The 19131-nt window shown below is 68.3% G+C and carries 14 protein-coding genes; 9 read left to right on the top strand and 5 right to left on the bottom strand.

Annotated elements, in window-relative coordinates; translation table 11 throughout:
• Positions 1–65 precede the first annotated feature (65 nt).
• The 5 genes from EG885_RS10735 (at position 66) to glmM (ending at position 6744) form a co-directional block, all read left to right on the top strand.
• Positions 66–2621 carry a putative PEP-binding protein gene (locus tag EG885_RS10735; protein WP_131574478.1) on the top strand — a complete coding sequence of 852 codons (2556 nt, stop codon included), beginning with the start codon at positions 66–68 and terminating at the stop codon, positions 2619–2621.
• 474 nt (positions 2622–3095) lie between these two features.
• The gene (locus EG885_RS10730) at positions 3096–3542 is read left to right on the top strand and encodes a cell wall hydrolase (protein WP_131574477.1); all 447 of its coding nucleotides are present in this window, start codon (positions 3096–3098) and stop codon (positions 3540–3542) included.
• Between the two features lie 49 nt (positions 3543–3591).
• On the top strand, positions 3592–4401 hold the full coding sequence (locus EG885_RS10725) for a dihydroneopterin aldolase (protein ID WP_242679609.1): 810 nt from the start codon (positions 3592–3594) through the stop codon (positions 4399–4401).
• Positions 4402–4408: 7 nt separating this feature from the next.
• Positions 4409–5404: a dihydropteroate synthase gene (gene folP / locus EG885_RS10720; RefSeq protein ID WP_131574476.1), complete on the top strand. Its 996-nt coding sequence runs from the start codon at positions 4409–4411 to the stop codon at positions 5402–5404.
• A complete protein-coding gene (gene glmM, locus EG885_RS10715) occupies positions 5401–6744 on the top strand; it encodes a phosphoglucosamine mutase (RefSeq protein ID WP_131574475.1) in 1344 nt (447 codons plus the stop codon). Before folP ends, glmM begins: the two co-directional genes overlap by 4 nt.
• A gap of 106 nt (positions 6745–6850) precedes the next feature.
• On the opposite strand, the gene EG885_RS10710 is transcribed toward glmM, so the two are convergent.
• Complete coding sequence (locus EG885_RS10710) at positions 6851–7993, bottom strand: FAD-dependent oxidoreductase (RefSeq protein ID WP_131574474.1); 1143 nt, start codon at positions 7991–7993, stop codon at positions 6851–6853.
• 153 nt (positions 7994–8146) lie between these two features.
• A complete protein-coding gene (gene dksA / locus EG885_RS10705) occupies positions 8147–8569 on the bottom strand; it encodes an RNA polymerase-binding protein DksA (protein WP_131574473.1) in 423 nt (140 codons plus the stop codon).
• A 173-nt stretch (positions 8570–8742) separates the two neighbouring features.
• Here dksA and EG885_RS10700 point away from each other — a divergent pair, with 173 nt between their 5' ends.
• Entirely contained in the window at positions 8743–9585 is an 843-nt protein-coding gene (locus tag EG885_RS10700; protein WP_131574472.1) for an AAA family ATPase, read from the top strand.
• Positions 9586–9690: 105 nt separating this feature from the next.
• Here EG885_RS10700 and EG885_RS10695 read toward each other — a convergent pair whose 3' ends face one another.
• Complete coding sequence (locus tag EG885_RS10695) at positions 9691–10644, bottom strand: SIMPL domain-containing protein (RefSeq protein WP_131574471.1); 954 nt, start codon at positions 10642–10644, stop codon at positions 9691–9693.
• Positions 10645–10881: 237 nt separating this feature from the next.
• Here EG885_RS10695 and EG885_RS10690 point away from each other — a divergent pair, with 237 nt between their 5' ends.
• A complete protein-coding gene (locus EG885_RS10690) occupies positions 10882–14214 on the top strand; it encodes a hypothetical protein (protein WP_131574470.1) in 3333 nt (1110 codons plus the stop codon).
• Positions 14215–14229: 15 nt separating this feature from the next.
• On the opposite strand, the gene EG885_RS10685 is transcribed toward EG885_RS10690, so the two are convergent.
• Entirely contained in the window at positions 14230–15237 is a 1008-nt protein-coding gene (locus EG885_RS10685; RefSeq protein ID WP_131574469.1) for a TraB/GumN family protein, read from the bottom strand.
• A gap of 190 nt (positions 15238–15427) precedes the next feature.
• On the opposite strand from EG885_RS10685, the gene EG885_RS10680 reads away from it, so the two are divergent.
• Complete coding sequence (locus EG885_RS10680) at positions 15428–15715, top strand: co-chaperone GroES (protein WP_131574468.1); 288 nt, start codon at positions 15428–15430, stop codon at positions 15713–15715.
• Between the two features lie 46 nt (positions 15716–15761).
• On the top strand, positions 15762–17405 hold the full coding sequence (gene groL, locus EG885_RS10675) for a chaperonin GroEL (protein WP_131574467.1): 1644 nt from the start codon (positions 15762–15764) through the stop codon (positions 17403–17405).
• 172 nt (positions 17406–17577) lie between these two features.
• Here groL and EG885_RS10670 read toward each other — a convergent pair whose 3' ends face one another.
• A complete protein-coding gene (locus tag EG885_RS10670) occupies positions 17578–19101 on the bottom strand; it encodes a Ppx/GppA family phosphatase (RefSeq protein WP_131574466.1) in 1524 nt (507 codons plus the stop codon).
• Between the last annotated feature and the right edge of the window lie 30 nt (positions 19102–19131).

Here is a 19131-nt window from a genome sequence, read left to right as displayed (position 1 = left end):
AAGAGGGCCACGGCCCCCTTTTTCGCGCTTGCAGCACAGGCCCGGTCCCGCCATGCTGCCGCCTCATGACAGAGCCGGACCTGAACCAGACGACCCAGATCACCCCCTCCGAGGGGATCGAGCGCGCGCGCCACGGATGGCGGGCGAAATGCCTGCAACGGCTGGTGCGGATGCAGCTTCCGGTGCCGCGCAGCTTTGCCATCTCGGCCGAGACCGTGCGCCTGATCGCGCAGGGTCAGCGAGTTCAGGCCGCCTCGCTGGACGAGGTGTTCGCGGGCAGCGGGCTGGTCAGCGTGCGCCCCTCGGCGGTGATGCCCGAATGGGGCGGGCCGGGGACGGTGCTGAACGTGGGCATCAACGATGCGCTGCATGACCGGCTGGCGGGCGTCATCGGGCGCGAGAATGCCGATGCAGTCTATCTTGCTTTTGTGCAGACCTATGCCACCCATATCGCGCGGCTGGACCCGGACATGTTCACCCAGGACGGTCCCGGCGCGCTGGCCGATGCCCTGCGCTGTTATCGCGACGAAATGGACCGGCCCTTTCCGCAAGACCCCACCGAACAGCTGTCCGAGGTGCTGCGCAGCATGGCGCGGGCCTGGGACGGGCCGACCGCGCGGCTGCTGCGTCAGGCCAAGGGCGCGCCGCCCGACGCGCCTCTGGGGCTGGTCGTGCAGGAAATGGCGCTGGCGCTTGGGCCGGGGATCTGCGGGTCCGGGACGATCCAGTTCATCGATCCGGTCACCGGCGCGCCCCGCGTCACCGGACGCTTTCGCGGCCAGCGCCACGGCCCCACCATCGGCGCCGGGGCCGAGACCCTGTATCTGACCCGCGACGACCGCGGCCCCTCGCTGGAGGAGACCGCGCCCGAGATCTTTGCCGATCTGGTCCGTTTCGGGATCGCCGCCCGCGAACGCCTGCGCGAGGAGATGCAGATCGAATTCGTCGTGACCGGCGGGCAGATCAGCGTCATCGATGCCGACCGCGTGGCGCGCACCAGCCGCGCCAGCGTCCGCATCGCCGTCAGTCTGGCCCGCGACGGGATCATCCCGCCCGACGAGGCGCTGATGCGGGTCGAACCGCGTGCGCTGGCCGATCTGCTGCACCATCAGGTCGATCCGCGCGAACCCCGCGACGTGATCGCGCGCGGCATCGACGCCAGCCCCGGCGCCGCGACCGGCCGCATCGTCTTTTCCGCCGCCGCCGCGCAATCCGCCCATGCGCGGGGCGAGCCCTGCATTCTGGTCCGCCGCGAAACCATCCCCGAGGATATCCGGGGCATGCACGCCTCGGTCGCGGTGCTGACCGAGCGGGGCGGCACGACCAGCCATGCCGCCGTCATCGCGCGCGGGTTGGGCCTGCCCTGCATCGTCGGCGCCAGCGGGCTGGTCATCGACGCCCGCGCCCGGACCCTGCGCGCCCACAGTCTGCAAGGCGGAACCCGCATCCTGCGCGAGGGCGACGAGATCACCATCGATGGCAGCTCGGGCGAGGTTCTGGCCGGGGCCGCCGTGCTGCTGCCCCCGGCGCTGGATGATGCCTTCACCCAGCTGATGGACTGGGCCTCGGATGTCGGGGGGCTTGGCGTGCGCGCCAATGCCGACACGCCCGAGGACGCGATCACCGCCCGCCGCTTTCAGGCGCAGGGGATCGGCCTTTGCCGGACCGAGCATATGTTCTTTGACGCCGAACGCCTGCCCGCCATGCGCGAGATGATCTTTGCCGACACGCCAGAGGATCGCCGCCTGTCGTTGGACCGCATCCTGCCCATGCAGCGGCAGGATTTCACCCGACTGTTCGAGATCATGGCGGGCCTGCCGGTCACCATCCGCCTGTTCGACCCGCCGCTGCACGAATTTCTGCCCCATGACCGCGAGGGGCTGCGGGAACTGGCATCATCGCTGGACCTGCCGCTGGCCGATGTGACCCGCCGGGTCGAGGCGCTGACCGAATTCAACCCGATGCTGGGCATGCGCGGGGTCCGCCTTGGGATCACCGTGCCGGAAATCTATGACATGCAGGCCCGCGCCATCTTCGAGGCGACGGTCGAGGCCAGCCGCAAGGGCGACCCCGTCGTCCCCGAGATCATGATCCCGCTGGTCAGCGCCATGCGAGAGGTCGAGCTGGTCAAGACCCGCATCGACGCCGTCGCCGCCGCCGTCCGGAACCAGACCCGCGTCGATTTCACCTATCGGCTTGGCGTGATGGTCGAAACGCCCCGCGCGGCGCTGCGCGCGGGCGATATCGCGGGGCATTGCATGTTCCTGTCCTTTGGCACGAACGATCTGACGCAGATGACCTATGGCCTGTCGCGCGACGATGCGGGGCGGTTCATGGGCACCTATGTCGGCCAAGGCGTCTATGCCGAGGATCCGTTCCATGTGCTGGATCAGGACGGGGTCGGGGAATTGCTGCTGATCGGCGTGCAGCGCGCCCGCGCGCAGAAACCCGGCATCACGCTGAGCGTCTGTGGCGAACATGGCGGCAATCCCGAATCCATCGCCTTTTGCCATTCGGCGGGACTGGACTATGTCTCCTGCTCGCCGTTCCGGGTTCCGGTGGCCCGGCTGGCGGCGGCGCAATCGGCGATCCGGGCGCGGCCCGATTATCGCCAGCGGTGATTCTGCAACTGCAAGTTGCTGTTTTCATTGGGTCTGCTGCCAGCGGCTTTCCGCCTCTGCGCCGGAAGCCGCCTGAATCCTGAAAGCGTGACAGCGGATTATCGCCCAAATTGGGGCTGATTGGCCCTGACACCCCTCTCACGCGGATGTGGGATAGCGGGGGGGTTCCGGAAAATCCTAATCACTTCGCCAGACCGCCCGGCATGACGGTCTGCTTCCTGTCGCCGGGCTTTAACGCCCCGTCAACGGGCGATTGATATAGGACCATCCATGCTCAAGCTGCCTCATCGGCTGGCGCACCTGTCTTTATGTGCGACCATCGCCCTGCCCCTTTTATCCACCACGGCCACCGCAGGGGGGAACGGATCGCTGTTTTCGTCAGATGCAGCCTTGTTGGGAACGCTTCAGTCGGCGGCGAACCAGTCGCGCCCGACGCCGCTTCTATACACGGGCGCCGAGCCTGCGAAAGTGGAAATGTCGTCCGACGAACCGATTGATCAGCTGCATTTGGCCAGCACCTCGCGCGGCTATTCGCAGGCCGATCTGCAATGCCTGACCGAGGCGCTGTATCACGAGGCGCGGGGCGAGGGTCAGCGCGGTCAGGCCGCCGTGGCCGAGGTCATTCTGAACCGCGTCGACAGCGGCGTTTTTCCGGAAACCGTCTGCGGCGTGATCAATCAGCCCAGCCAGTTCAGCTATACGATCGGCGGCGCCAAGCCGGTCCGCAACAAGGCCGCCTTCCTGCGCGCCCGCGACATTGCCGAGGATGCCCTGCAGGGCGCTCCGCGCGCGCTGACCGGGGGGGCCACCTATTTCCACACGCCCGCCGTCCGCCCCGCATGGTCGCGCCGTTTTCAGCGCACCGTCCAGATCGGCCAGCACATCTTTTACCGCGGCAACCAGCGCGTCGCCTCGAACTGACCGAAAGGTCAGCCTTGGCGGGCTTGCCCGCGCCGTGGATTTGCTGTGAATGGCGCATATGGAACATCCCGACCGCATCTTTCTGCGCGACCACGTCCTTTCGGCCGAGATCGGCGCCTTTCAGTCCGAACGCGGCCATGATCAGCGTCTGCGCTTCAACCTGACCGTCGATCTGCGCGACACGGTGGCGGGGACGGACGATCACGTCGATCAGATCCTGTCCTATGACGTGCTGACGCAGGCCGTGACCACCGCGCTGGCCGATCAGCGCTATAATCTGGTCGAGACGCTGGCCGAACGCATCGCCGCCGAGGTGCTGGCCCATCCCCGCGCCGCCCGGATCATCGTCAGCGTCGAGAAACTGGACCGCGGGCCGGGTGCGCTTGGCGTGTCGATCATCCGCCACCGGGGCCGGGTCGCGGCAACCGGGGTCGCGGCGCCGGTCGCGCTGCTGGTCCATGACCGGGGCGCGCCTGCGCCTTCAGGTGCGGTGATCGTGCTTCCGGGCACTGTGTCCGCGCCCGCCACCGGAATCGCCATCGGCCCGCATGCCCGCCGCATCCGCCTGCTGGCGCTGGATCAGGCCGCATGGGCCTTGGCCGGGCAGCTGGGGCTGGAAATTGCCGAGACGCGGACCGAACTGGACGCCGCGATCCAGGCGCGCCAGCCGGTCATCTGGGCGCCTGCCCGCCTGGCCGCCGACGCAGCGGAGGCGGGCGAGACGCCCGACTCTCTGGCCCTGTGGCTGGCTGGCCGGATCGGCGCCCATCGCATCGATTTCGTCCTGCCCGAAGGGGCGCCCCTGCCCCCATTGCCCAAGGGTCTGGACCTGACCCTTGGCCGCCTGCCCCGGATCTGAGCCCGCCATGACCGATCCCGCCGTCTATTACCGCCCGATCCCGCAGGACCGCGCCGGCCGCTGGCGGCTGGCCGGGGGCTGGACGGGTTTTACCCTGTTCGAGCGGCTGCAACGGGGCCGCCCGCCCGAAATCGTGGACCAGGCGCCGGATGCGGTGATCGAGGCGCTGACCGCGCCCCGGCCGCCCCTGCTGGGGCTGACGCTGGACCGGCCCCGGCTGATGGGCATCGTGAATGCCACGCCCGACAGCTTTTCCGATGGCGGGCGCTATGACCCTGTGGCGCAGGCGCAGGCGCTGATCGATGCGGGCGCCGATCTGCTGGATCTGGGCGGCGAATCGACCCGCCCCGGCGCCGAACAGATCGCCATTCCCGACGAGATCGCCCGCCTGACCCCGACCCTGACCGCCGTGCGGGGTCGCATCCCGCTGTCGGTCGATACCCGCAAGGCGGCGGTCGCAAGGGCGGCGCTGGCGGCGGGGGCGGGCATGGTCAATGACGTCTCGGGGTTCGATTTCGACCCTGATCTGCCTGCGCTGGTCGCGGGCGCGGGCGTTCCGGTCTGTCTGATGCATGCGCAGGGGCAGCCCGAGACGATGCAGCACGATCCGCGCTATGACGATGTGCTGCTGGATGTCTATGATGCGCTGGCTGCGCGCATCGCGCGTGCCGTGGCGGCGGGTATTCCCGCGCATCGGATCGTGATCGATCCGGGCATCGGTTTTGGCAAGACACTGGACCATAATCTGGCGATTCTGCGGCGCATCTCGGTCTATCATGGGCTGGGATGTCCGGTCCTGCTGGGCCTTTCGCGCAAACGCTTTATCGGGACGATCGGGGGGGCGGACGATCCCGCCCGCCGGATGCCCGGCACACTGGCCCTGACCGCCATGGCGGTGGCACAGGGCGTCCAGATCCACCGCGTCCATGATGTCGCGGAGCATGCACAGGGGCTGCGCCTGATCGCGGCACTGAACGAGAACGACGAAAGGTCGGAACCATGAGCAGGAAACTTTTCGGCACCGATGGCGTGCGCGGACAGGCCAACACCTATCCGATGACCGCCGAAATGGCGCTGCGCCTTGGCGCGGCAGCGGGGCGGTATTTCCGCCGCGACGGGCGCAACCGGCACCGGGTGGTGATCGGCAAGGACACCCGGCTGTCGGGCTATATGCTGGAAAACGCGCTGACGGCAGGGCTGACCAGCACCGGCATGAACGTGCTGTTGCTGGGGCCGGTGCCGACGCCCGCCGTGGGGTTTCTGACCCGGTCGATGCGGGCCGATCTGGGAATCATGATCTCGGCCAGCCACAATCCCGCCGAGGATAACGGCATCAAGTTCTTCGGCCCCGACGGCTTCAAGCTGTCGGACGAGGCCGAGGCCGAGATCGAGACCATCGTCGCGGGCGAATTCCAGCCCGCCCAGCCCCGCAATATCGGTCGCGCCCGGCGCATCGATGACGGGCGCGGGCGCTATGTCGAATATTCCAAGACGACCCTGCCGCCGGGCCTGCGGCTGGACGGGCTGAAGGTGGTGCTGGACTGCGCCCATGGCGCCGCCTATCGCGCCGCCCCCGATGTGCTGTGGGAACTGGGCGCCGAGGTGATCCCGATGGGCGTCAAGCCCGACGGCTTCAACATCAATGACGGCGTCGGCAGCACCCATCCGCAGGCCTGCGCCGATGCGGTGCGCGAACATGGCGCGCATCTGGGCATCAGCCTGGACGGCGATGCCGACCGGGTGGTGATCGTGGACCAGACCGGCCGGGTGGCCGATGGCGATCAGATCATGGCGCTGCTGGCGGGCCGGTGGGCCGCGCAGGGCCGCCTGAAGGGCGGCGCGCTGGTCGCCACCGTCATGTCCAATCTGGGGCTGGAGCATTTCCTGACCGCGCAGGGGCTGCGGCTGGAACGCACCCGCGTCGGCGACCGCTATGTGGTCGAACGCATGCGCGAGGGCGGCTTCAATCTGGGCGGCGAGCAGTCGGGCCATATCGTGATGACCGACTATGCCACCACCGGCGACGGGCTGGTGGCCGCCATGCAGGTTCTGGCCGCGATGGCCGAGACGGGCCGCCCCGCCAGCGAGCTGGTCACCCAGTTCGAGCCGGTGCCGCAGATGCTGAAGAACGTCCGCTATGCGGCGGGCGCCGACCCTCTGGCGGCGGCGCCGGTGCAGCGGGTGATCGCGGATGCCGAGGCACGGCTGGCAGGCCATGGCCGGGTTCTGATCCGCAAGTCGGGCACCGAGCCGCTGATCCGGGTGATGGCCGAGGCCGAGGATGAGGCGGTGCTGCGCGAGGTCGTCGACGGGATCGTCGCGGCGGTGGAACTGGCGGTCTGAGGTCTTTGCGTCCCGCGGATGCGGGGGGGGGGGGGCTTCGCGCGCCCGTCGCCGGCTGGTTCTTGAACCAGTGGCGCACCAACCGGCGACCCCCCGCGGGATATTTTTATGAAGAAGAAAAAGTTGCCGGGAGCTTCAAAGGATCGTGGTCGTAGAGCCAGTTGAAACGGGCGGGCATTAGGCGGGGGAAAAGGCGGTCTGACAGGCGCAGCGCGGCATGCGCGGCGCGGCGTTTGGGGCCGGTCAGGTGATAGTTCCTGGCATTGGCGGTGGCGGCGTCGGTGATGCGGGTCGTGCGGGGCTGGCGCAGGGTCTGATAACGGATGAGCGCGCGGGCCTGATCGGCATCGGCATCGAGGCAGGCGGCCAGGGTCCAGGCGTCCTCGATCGCCATGGCGGCACCCTGGGCGAGGAAGGGCAGCGTCGGATGGGCGGCGTCGCCGAGGATTGCCAGACGGCCATCCTGCCATGAGGGGGCGACCCTGTGGCGAAAGAGGCCCCAGAGCTGGGTCCGATCGACCGCCGCCAGCCAGCCGGGGACAGGGCCTGCGAACCCCGAGAATACCGCGCGCAGATCGTCGGGGTTACCGGGATGGGACCAGCCCTCGGCCTGCCAGTACGGGCGTTCCATGACAGCCACCAGATTGCGCAGGCCCCCCCGCAGGGGATAGCTGACCAGATGGCGGCCCGGACCCATGAAGACCTGCGCCTCGGGCGGGGCATCGGGGGCCTCGGGGATGAGCGCGCGCCATGCGGTCTGGCCGGTGAAGAAGGGCGCCTCGGGGCCGTTCAGAAAGGTGCGGCTTGGGCTTTTGAGGCCCTCGGCCCCGACCAGCAGCGGCGCGTCGGGCGGGGTCGTGACGGCGTGACCAAGACTGATCGTGACGCCCGAGGCCGTGGCGGCATCCGCGAGGATGTCGATCAGCCGGGCGCGATGAATCAGCAGGAAGCGGGCGTCGGGACGATGGGCGATCAGATCCATGCGCAGCACACGGGCCCCGGTCGCGTCGTTCAGCTGGACGGCCCGGTTGCGCAGGCTGGCCGCCGCCAGCGCCGGGCCGAGACCCAGGGCATCCAGCACCCGGACGGCATTGGCGGGGATCTGGATGCCGGCGCCGATCTCGGTCAGGGCGGGGGCGCGTTCCAGAACGGTGACATGGGCGCCGCGACGCGACAGGGCCAGCGCGGCGGTCAGCCCGCCGATGCCCGCGCCGATCACGGTGACCGGGCGACCTTTCAGCGCGCCCATGAGACCAGGGCGTTTCGAACGGTCATGACAAGGCTCGTCGAATCGGCACCATGGGTGAAGGCGATCCGGGCAGGACATGTCCGGCGGGGCGCTTCGTGTCACGCCGCCCCGCAAGGGGGTCACCGAGGCGGGCGGTATCGGGCATACCGGCGCCTAATCGTCGCGATGCACGCGTTCCTTGCGTTCGTGACGTTCCTGCGCCTCGAGCGTCATCGTGGCGATGGGGCGGGCGTCCAGACGGCGCAGGCTGATCGGCTCTCCGGTCATTTCGCAATAGCCGTAATCGCCGGTCTCGATCCGGCGCAGGGCGGCGTCGATCTTGCTGACCAGCTTGCGCTGACGATCGCGGGTCCGCAGTTCCAGCGCGCGGTCGGTTTCCTCGCTGGCGCGGTCGGCCAGATCGGGAACGGCGCGGGCGCTGTCCTGCAGGCCTTCCAGCGTTTCCGCCGACTGATCCAGCAATTCCTGCTTCCAGGCTTCCAGCTTGCGCCGGAAATATTCGAGCTGACGCTCGTTCATGAAGGGCTCGTCCTCGGCGGGGCGATAATCCTGGGGAAGGAAGGTCTGGGCTTTCATACGTCCTCCGGCGGCGCCGGGCGGAGCTAATTTACCGGCACCTTGCGCGCCCCCATAAAGTATGGCGTGCTGCTTGTCACTAGGGATGCGCGCGCTAATGCTGCACAAGATGCAGATCGTTGCAGATGCGCAGGCGGTTGCCGCCAAGTCATTCCGCCGGAAGGAGAGTTCAGATGCAGTTTACCGGGACCGACCGCTATGTCGCCCCCCCCGATCTGGCGCTGGCGGTGAATGCCGCCGTGACCTTGCAGCGCCCGCTGCTGGTCAAGGGCGAGCCCGGCACCGGCAAGACCGAGCTGGCACGGCAGGTGGCCGCCAGTCTGGGCATGCCGATCATCGAATGGCACGTCAAATCCACGACGCGGGCGCAGCAGGGGCTGTATGAATATGATGCGGTCAGCCGGTTGCGCGACAGCCAGCTGGGCGATGCGCGGGTGCAGGATGTGGGCAACTATATCCGCCGGGGCAAGCTGTGGCAGGCCTTTGCGGCGCCCGAACGGGTTGTCCTGCTGATCGACGAGGTGGACAAGGCCGATATCGAATTCCCCAACGACCTGCTGCAGGAGCTGGACCGGATGGAGTTCCATGTCTACGAGACCGGCGAGACGGTCGCCGCCCTGCACCGGCCCGTGGTCATCATCACCTCGAACAACGAAAAAGAGCTGCCGGATGCGTTCCTGCGTCGCTGCTTTTTCCATTATATCCGGTTTCCCGATGCCGAGACGCTGCGGGCCATCGTCGCGGTGCATCATCCGGGGTTGAAGCCCGCGCTGCTGGATGCCGCGCTGACGCAGTTCATGGAGCTGCGCGCGGTGCCGGGTCTGAAGAAAAAACCCTCGACCAGCGAGTTTCTGGATTGGCTGAAGCTGATTCTGGCCGAGGATCTGACGCCCGAGGATCTGGCCCGCGATCCAGCGACGATGCTGCCACGCCTGCATGGGGCGCTGCTGAAGAACGAACAGGATGTGTCCTTGTTCGAAAAGCTGGCATTCATGGCGCGGCGTCAGGGCCGGTGAGGCGCATGGGAGGGGGGCGCTGCCCCCGTCCTGCGGACTCCCCCGGGATATTTTTGCCAAGATGAACAGGTGCGGAGCCGTGTCTGGCCCCGCACCCGAGAGGGGTCAGTTGGCCGGGGCTTCGTTGGCCGGGTCTTCGTTGGCCGGGGCTTCGGGCAGCGGATCGACGATGCCGGGCACAATGGGTTCGTCGGGCGCAGGGGCGCCGTCGCCCTGCATCGGCGGATGGACAGGGGCGCCATCAGGGCCGCCTGCGGGGCCATGATCCGAGCCGTGACCGGCGCCGTGATGCGGGCCGCGCGGGGGCATCGGGGCGCAGGCGCCGTCGCCGGTCAGGGCGAACTCGATCTCGACCTGGGCGGACATCTCGACCTCGCCGGGCTGGACGGGGACGCTGTCGGCCATCGCGGCCTCCATCCGCATCATCGGGCGGGGGCCGCCGCCGCCGGTCTGCACGTCGCGCAGCGTCAGGATCGGGCCCAGATCGACGCCTGCGGCCTCGGCCAGCAATTCGGCCTTGCGGCGCGCGTCGGTGACCGCGTCGCGACGGGCATCGTCCTGCGACGAGGCGCCGTCTTCGCGGGTGAAGGTGATGCCGTTGATTTCATTGGCCCCGGCGCCGACGATGGCGTCCAGAACCTCGCCCAAGCGGGCCAGATCGGCGACGCGGACCGTCACCATGTTGGTGGCCTGATAGCCGGTCACGGTGGGGGCCTGATTTTCGCCATATTGCATCAGCGGGTTCAGGTTCAGCCCCAAGGTCTGGATCTGGGCCTCGTCGATGCCCGCACCGGTCAGGGCATCGATCACGGCGCGCTGCTGGTCGCTGTTAAGCGACATCGCCTCAGCCGCGCTGTCGGCCTGAGTGGTCACGCCCAGCTGGACGCTGGCCATGTCGGGGGCGGTGCGCGACTGCCCATCGCCGGTGACGGTCAGGCGCGAGGGGCCGGCGGGGCCGCAGGCCAGGGGTGCGGCAAAGGCCGGGACGGCGGTCAGCGCGGCCAGGGCGGCGCCAAGCGCCAGGCGACGGGCCTGCGGGACACGGAAGATCGGCTGCATCGGGGATCCTTTCTGATCATGCGGTCTGCTGGGACCGTTGATGCCTTGCGCAGATCGGACTTCCCATCCCTTTTTGCCGCAATTGCGATCACAGATGTGGCAGTTCTTCTTTCAACACTCCACAATTTGCGGTAGAGAGAAAGGCAAGGCCAACGACATCGCGCGCACGCATCGCGCCATGCAAACCGAGCAGTGAACACATCCATGAACCAGCATGCCGCGTCCCCTGAATTCGCCATGAGCTTCACCCAGGAGGCCGTGAAACTGGAATGCCGGGACGGCCCTGAATGGCAGCCGCTTGGGCAGGCGCGCTTTGCCGGGGGCGATCTGGCATCCCAGCTGAACGCCCTGCGCAAGGAGGCCGGGGGCCGTGCCGGGGAACTGGACACGGTGCTGGTGATCCCCGACGACCAGATCCTGTACACGGTGCTGACCGTGCCCTTTGGGTCGGACACCGCCGCGACCATCGCCCGGGCGCTGGAGGCCGCGTCGCCCTATCGCGCCGATGAGCTGGCCTTTGACTGGTGCCCCGCCGCCAATGGCGACATCGAGACGCTGCGGGTTGCCGCCGTCGCCCGCCGCACGCTGGACGAGGCCGAGGAATTCGCCCGCGCGCAGGGGTTCCGCCCGTCGGGCTTTCAGGCGCGACCGGGGGATGAGCGGTTCGACGGCCAGCCCGATTTCGGCCCGACCCGGCTGGCGCAGGAACAGTTCGACCGCAGGCCCTTCAGCGCGCCGGATCTTCTTCAGGCGCGCATCACCGCCCCGGTGATCGAGGGTGATGGCGCGACCCCTGCCCCGGGTGCCGGGGTCATGGCGCCCGTGTCGCGCATCGTTCCCCATGTCGTGATCGCCGAGCCGGTCATGGGCGGGACGAAGGCCGCAATGCAGGGCAGCGACGCCAACGCGGTTATTGCCGATGAGACCCCCGACAGCACCGCGGGTTCCGATCCGGCCAGTACCGACGCAGCCACGGCGGCCAGCGCCGCCGCCGTGATCCGGCATGGGCAGGCGGGCCCGCTGACCGCGCAGCGCCTGTCGCCACGCGCCGAGGCGGTTCATCACCGCGCCGCCGCCGCGCGGGCCGAACGCGATGCGGCGCCCGGGGTGGATGAGGATCCGGCACGCGGCGTCATCGCGCGGCTGCGCGGGCTGGACCCGGGACGCTTGCCGGTGATGGTGGGCGGTCTGGCCTTGCTGCTGGTGGTGGCGCTGCTGTTTCTGGGACAGCCTTCGGACGAGGTTCCGGTGGCTGACGCGCCAGCAACGGACGCGCCTGTGGCCGCGACCGACCCTGTGCAGGTCACCGAGACCCCGGCAGAGACCGCCCTGCCCCAGACCACGCCCCCGGCGGCAGCACCAATCGATCTGCCCGACACGGCCGCCGCGCCGGATCCGGCGATGCCGGAAACCGCGCCCGCAGACAGCCTGACAACTGACAGCCTGACCACCGACGGCCTGACCACCGACAGCCTGATCGCCGACGGTGCGCCCGGCGCGGTTGCGCCCGTTGATGGGCTGGCTGGTGATGGATCAACGACGAATGGCCTGCCAGCAGACGGTTTGGCGGCAGATGGTTTGGCGGCGGAGGGCGTGACGACCGATGCCGCACCGGATGGCAGCATCGCGGCAGAGGGCGCTGCTGTGCCGTCCACGGGCGGCGTGACCGGGGTGGCACCGCCTGCGCGGCCCGCCACGGCGGCGGATGGCGTGACCCCGCCTGCCGGGCAGCCTGACGCGCTGGACCGCGCGCTGGCCGAGGCTTTGGCACCGACAGGCGCCGCTGCGGCACCCCAGGGTGCCGAGGGTGCCGCGACGGCGGCATCGGGTCTGCTGACCGGCACGGCACCGGCAGCGACGCCCCCTGCGCAGGCTTCGACAACGCAGAACGCCGCAGCGCCTGCTGCACGGGTGGATGGTTCGACCCGGCCGCCGCGCGCGACGCCTGCCGCCGCCGCGACCCCTGCGGCGCCGGACAGCCGTCCCAACGTGCCCGACAGCCCTCTGCCCTATGCAGTTCAGAACCAGCCTGCGGCCACGCCGGTGGGGGCCACGCGGCCTCAGTCCCGGCCCGCTGCGGCGGCGCCTGCCAGCGCGGCCCCGGCAACGGCCCAAGCCCCCGCAACGGGCACGCCCCCGGCCAATGCGGCGCAAACCAGCGCCGCCCCGGCAGGCGATCCGGCGGCAAGCGCCCCGCAGGCCGCCGCTCCGGCAACCAGCGCGGCGTCGGCGCAGCGTCCGCCTGCCCCCAGCAGGCCTGTCCCCGGCAGCACGGCCCCCACCAACACGGCCCCCAGCAGCACGGCCCCTGCGGCAGCGGCGGCTCCGGCTGCCGCCCCCGCCGAGGCGCCTGCCCGTGCGGAGACGACACCGGCACCCGACGCGGCCCGCCCGCCATCGCGCCCCGAAAGCCTGTCCAGCCTGGAAGAGGGCAGCGCCGCCGAACCCGATCAGCCGCGCCGTCTGACCGCAGTCGAGCGTGCCCTGGTCACCCGCCAGCTGCGCGATCTGCGCACCGCACAGGCCGGAAACGCGCCTTTGTCGCAGGCAGAGCGCGGGCTGGTCTTTCAACTGGCCGATGCCCGCCCGACCCGCCGTCCGATGGCCGTCGGCGCCCCTTCGCAGCGCGCCGCGCAGCAGGCTACTGCGGGCACTGCGCCATCCAGTCCGCGTCCCGCCGCGCGGGCCAGTATCGCAAACGAGGTGATCTCGGCGCCGCCCGCAGCCGCGCCCGCAGCCTCCGCGCCCGCCCCGGTGGCGTCGGCTTCGGGGGCAATCCAGCGGTCTGCCCGTCCGGCGGTGCGCCCGGGCAGCGCCCCGGCAGCGCGTGCCGTGTCGGGGGCGGCGGTCGAACAGGCCATCGCCTCGGCCATCAGTGCCAGCCCCGCCACGCCAGGCGCGGTGCCGCTGACGGCGCTGACCTCGTCGCAGGTTCCGCCTCGGCGCCGGGCCGGGAATGCCGCACAGGCCGCCGCCGCACCGGTTTCCGCCGCTTCCAACGCCATGCTGGCAACCGCAGCGCCGATGGCCGCCGCGCTGGCGCCATCCGCGCCCGACCCAAGGGCCGCCGCAGATGCGCAGGCGGCAGCCATGGCGGCGCAGCGGCGTCAGGATGACGAATTGCAGGCACAGGCCGAGGCGCGCGCCCGGTCGCAGGCCGCAGCCGATGCGCGCGCCGATGCGCAGGCCCGCGCCGCCGCCGAAGCCCGCGCCCGTGCGCAGGCCGAGGCCGAGGCGCGCACCGCCGCCGCCCGCAACCAGCGCTATCAGCCGCCCGAGGTCGATGCCGAACCCGAGGTGGTCGCCGCCGTGCCCCGCAATGCCATCGGCAATGCCGCCGCCTCGGCCACCGTCGCCGGGGGCATCCAGCTGAACAGCACCCAGATTATCGGCACGATCGGGGCGGGTCAGGCCAGCCGCGCGCTGGTCCGGTTGTCGAACGGGCGCGTCCTGACGCTGCGCATCGGCGACAAGATCAATGGCGGCACGATCACCGCCATCGGCGACAGTCGCATCACCTATCAAAAGCAGGGCCGTGCCCATGCCTTGGGCGTCCTGAACGGGCAGTAAGCGCCCGTCCGGACCCTAGTCCAGCGGACGGATCGTGAAGCCCTGCTGTTCCAGCAGGGCCAGCACCCCCGCCTCTCCGGGCAGGTGCAGGGCGCCAAAGCCCGCCACGATGCCCTTGCCCCGGCGCGCCGCAGCCTCGGCCCCTTGGGTCAGGGGCGCGATCCAGTCACGGTTGCGACCGTCCATCAGCCGGGTCTGGGCCAGCTGCATCTGCCGGTCGACCTGCGCCTTGGTCAGGCCGGAATTGGCATAGGCGTCGAACCGTCCGAATTCCCAGATCTTCCAGACATCACCGTCGAAATAGGCGTCGGTCAGCGTCACCGCGTAATCGTCGGCATAGCCCGCCGCAGGCAGACCGGCGCGAATCATGTCCAGTTCCTCTTGCGGGGTCAGGCCCTGAAACAGGCCAAAGATCGTGTCCCAGGGTTCCAGCGCGCGGACCGGCGTGCCCGCGGCGCGGGCCTCGGTCACCAGCAGGTGATCCAGCCCCCCGGCCTCGCCCGTTTCGGCCATGCTGCGCGCCATGCAGGGCGACACGCCCAGCATCATCGCGACATACCATGGCCGCATCCGCGCCGCGATCACCGCAGGCGTGCCGCGATCCGACATGGCCTCTGCCAGCGCCTGCCATTCGTCATCCGGCAAGCGCTCGATCAGCGTCGGGCCGTCGGGATCGACCATCAGCGTCGGATCGGCGGTCAGGGCTTGCGACAGACGCGCCTCTTCGTCCGGCCCGGCCTCGACATACAGCGCATCAGCCTTGGCGATCAGCGGCGCCAGCCGGTCCAGCGTGGCCTGATGGCGCGGATCGGCGAAATGATAGGTTCCGGCCAGCGTGATGCGCTGATCGCCCTTGTTCGCCTGCCACAGCAGACCCCGACGAAAGGGCACGCCTTCGGTCGCGGCATCGATGGCGGCGGCACGTTCGGGGGGCATGGTGTCGAACAGGTTCCGGCCCTGACAGGCTGCCCAGACCGGCTGGCCCGCCAGCAGAAACAGGGCGGCGGCAATGGTCATTCGCATGAGGGATCAGATCCTTATGGGGCAACAAGGCCTGCAGGGTGCCATGCCGGGCCGGTGGAAACCACCCCACCGGCACCGACAGGGCTGTTGACATCGGCGCGGGATTTGCCTATCTCACCGCCATTGGCACTCGCAGTCGGTGAGTGCCAACAACGAAACACTGCAACCTGAAATATCGGAGTGTTCTATCATGGCTTTCACACCCCTGCATGACCGCGTGCTGGTCCGCCGCGTCCAAGGCGAAGAAAAGACCAAAGGCGGTCTGATCATCCCGGACAACGCCAAGGAAAAGCCCGCCGAAGGCGAGATCATCTCGACCGGCGAAGGCGCTCGCAAGGATTCGGGCGAACTGATCGCCCCGTCCGTCAAGGCAGGCGACCGCGTCCTGTTCGGCAAATGGTCGGGCACCGAAGTCACGATCGACGGCGAAGAGCTGCTGATCATGAAGGAAAGCGACATCCTGGGCGTGATCAACTGATCCCCGGACTGTTCCATCCTTCCCCCCAGAATTTAGGAGATTCATAATGGCTGCCAAAGAAGTCAAGTTCAGCACCGACGCTCGCGATCGCATGCTGAAAGGCGTCAACATTCTGGCCGATGCCGTCAAGGTCACGCTTGGTCCCAAGGGCCGCAACGTGGTCATCGACAAATCCTTTGGCGCGCCGCGCATCACCAAAGACGGTGTGACGGTTGCCAAGGAAATCGAGCTGTCCGACAAGTTCGAAAACATGGGCGCCCAGATGGTCCGCGAAGTCGCTTCGCGCACCAATGACGAAGCGGGCGACGGCACCACCACCGCCACCGTGCTGGCTCAGGCCATCGTCAAAGAGGGCATGAAGGCCGTTGCTGCCGGCATGAACCCGATGGATCTGAAGCGCGGCATCGATCTGGCCACGCTGAAAGTCGTCGAGGCCATCAAGGCCGCGTCGCGTCCCGTCATCGACAGCGACGAAGTTGCGCAGGTCGGCACGATCTCGGCCAATGGCGAGGCTCTGATCGGCCGCTTCATCGCTGATGCGATGCAGAAGGTCGGCAACGAGGGTGTCATCACCGTCGAAGAGAACAAGGGGATGGAGACCGAGGTCGAAGTCGTCGAAGGCATGCAGTTCGACCGCGGCTATCTGTCGCCCTATTTCGTCACCAATCCCGACAAGATGATCGCGGATATGGAAGACGCCTATATCCTGCTGCACGAGAAAAAACTGTCCTCGCTGCAGCCGATGGTGCCGCTGCTGGAAGCCGTGATCCAGTCGGGCAAGCCGCTGGTCATCATTTCGGAAGATGTCGAAGGCGAGGCTCTGGCCACGCTGGTCGTCAACAAGCTGCGCGGCGGCCTCAAGATCGCTGCCGTCAAGGCACCGGGCTTTGGCGATCGTCGCAAGGCGATGCTGCAGGACATCGCGATCCTGACCGGTGGTCAGGTCATCAGCGAAGATCTGGGCATGAAGCTGGAAAATGTCGGCATCGACATGCTGGGCCGTGCGAAAAAGATCACGATCAACAAGGACAACACCACCATCGTCGATGGCGCCGGTGACAAGTCCGAGATCGAAGCCCGTGTCAGCCAGATCCGTCAGCAGATCGAGGAAACCACCTCGGACTATGACAAGGAAAAGCTGCAGGAACGTGTGGCCAAGCTGGCTGGCGGCGTTGCGGTCATCCGCGTCGGCGGCATGAGCGAAATCGAAGTCAAAGAGCGTAAGGACCGCGTCGATGACGCGCTGAACGCAACCCGTGCAGCTGTCCAGGAAGGCGTTGTCGTCGGCGGCGGCGTGGCTCTGGTTCAGGGCGGCAAGGTTCTGGAAGGTCTGACCGGCGAGAACAGCGACCAGAACGCAGGCATCGCCATCGTGCGCCGCGCTTTGGAAGCACCGATGCGTCAGATTGCCGAGAACGCAGGCGTCGACGGCGCTGTCGTGGCTGGCAAGGTCCGCGAATCGACCGACAAGACCTTCGGCTTCAACGCTCAGACCGAAGAATATGGCGACATGTTCAAGTTCGGCGTGATCGACCCCGCAAAGGTCGTCCGCACCGCGCTGGAGGATGCAGCCTCGGTCGCAGGCCTGCTGATCACCACCGAAGCCATGATCGCCGACAAGCCCGAGCCGAAAGGCCAAGGCGGCGGCGGCGGCATGCCCGACATGGGCGGCATGGGCGGAATGATGTAATCATCCCCCTGCCCCTTGCAGGTTCGATACGGAAAAGGGCGCCCCACCGGGCGCCCTTTTTCTGTGGTCGCGGTTATGATGATCAGGCCCCCGACCCTTGATGGACTGCGGCCCCGGCATGAAAAAGGGCGCCCGATCGGGCGCCCTTCGTCGTGATGGCCGGGATGGAGGGCTAGCGCAGCGTGCCTTCGACCCCCATCGATTTGCACAGCGACTGGAACCGCGACAGCGCGACCTCGCCCATCAGCTGACGGCCGGTGGGGGTCAGGCGCAGCTCCAGCGTCTTGTCGTCGACCAACCGCAGGCTGGCCGCATCCGAGGGGTCGTCGGTCGCGAACATTGCCCCGAACCGCATCGCCTTGCCCAGCACCTCGGCCTCGAGGATCTGCGCGTCGTCCAGCAGCTTGAACAGCGGCTCCATCTGCGACTGCGCGCGGCTGTTGCGATAGCGGTGCAGCAGCGCCAGCCCTAGATAGATGCGTTCGGGATGGCTCAGCGCCGCCATGTTCGCGCGGGTGACATTGTCGAAACAGGCCTCGGCCCGGTAATCGGGATGCGCCCGCCATGCGGTGTCATGCAGCAAACAGGCGGCGCGCATCAGCCGGTCTCGTTCCGGTGGCAGATCGGGAAACAGCGGCAGCAGGAACTGATACAGCTTTTTGCCAAAACCCGGCAGGCGGGCCATCTGCTTTTCGGTAAACCGCGCCGCCTCGATCAGCGGATCGCGCCGGCGCAGGGTCGTGGACATATGTTCATACAAAAGGCCCTCGCGGATGCCATAGCTGGACACCGCCAGTTCCTTGGGGGCGAACACCTCGATCATCTGCGACAGCACCTGCGAGGCCAGCGGCACCAGCTCGATCCGCGAGGCAGAAATGCCGACCGATGCGCGCAGGGCGTTCAGGTCGTGCTGGCCGATCCAGTCCACCGTGTCGCTGACCGCCTGCGGGGTCATGCGATATTCATGCAGCACCGTCATCGGATACTGGCTGCGCTCCATGTCCAGCCGGGCAATGGCGCGCCATGATCCGCCGACCAGATAGATGCGGTCGTGATCCGTGCCGATCTGTTCGGCCAACCCCCGCAGCACGCCCGCGATGTGATCGGCCAGCTGATCTGGCGCGATCTGCTGCAACCGGAACGGCCCCAGCTGAGAGGTCACGCGCCGACCGACCTTGCCATCGGCCACCTCGGCCAGCTCCATCGAGTTGCCGCCGATGTCGCAGACCAGCCCGCGCGCATCGGGCCAGCCCAGCAGCACCCCCTGGGCGGACAGCCGCGCCTCTTCCTCGCCGTCGATGACATGCAGTTTCAGGCCGGTTTCCTTTTCGACCCGGCGCTGGAAATCGGGTCCATCCTCGGCCTCTCGTACGGCGGCGGTGGCCACGCAGGTCAGCGGCTCGATCTTCATTGCGCGGGCCAAGGCTGCAAAGCGGGCCAGCGCGGAAAAGCCGCGATCGATCCCCTTGGGGTTCAGCCTGCCGGTGCGGGCCATGTCCTGCCCCAGCCCCGCCATGACCTTTTCATTGTAGAAATAGGCAGGCGAGCGGGCCGCCCCGTCAAAGACGACCAGACGGATCGAGTTCGACCCCACATCCACGACGCCAAGCCGCTTCAGGGCCCGTTTGGGCAGTTTGCGGAATTTGGGCCCAAAGGGATCAATCATCTTGCCGCTGGTGGTTCGCACCCCGTTCATCTTGCTGTCCCTTGCCTTAAGTCGTTGCGT

This window comes from Paracoccus nototheniae, from assembly GCF_004335005.1.
GTDB lineage: Bacteria > Pseudomonadota > Alphaproteobacteria > Rhodobacterales > Rhodobacteraceae > Paracoccus > Paracoccus nototheniae.
This window is presented reverse-complemented; position numbering and strand designations above follow the sequence as displayed.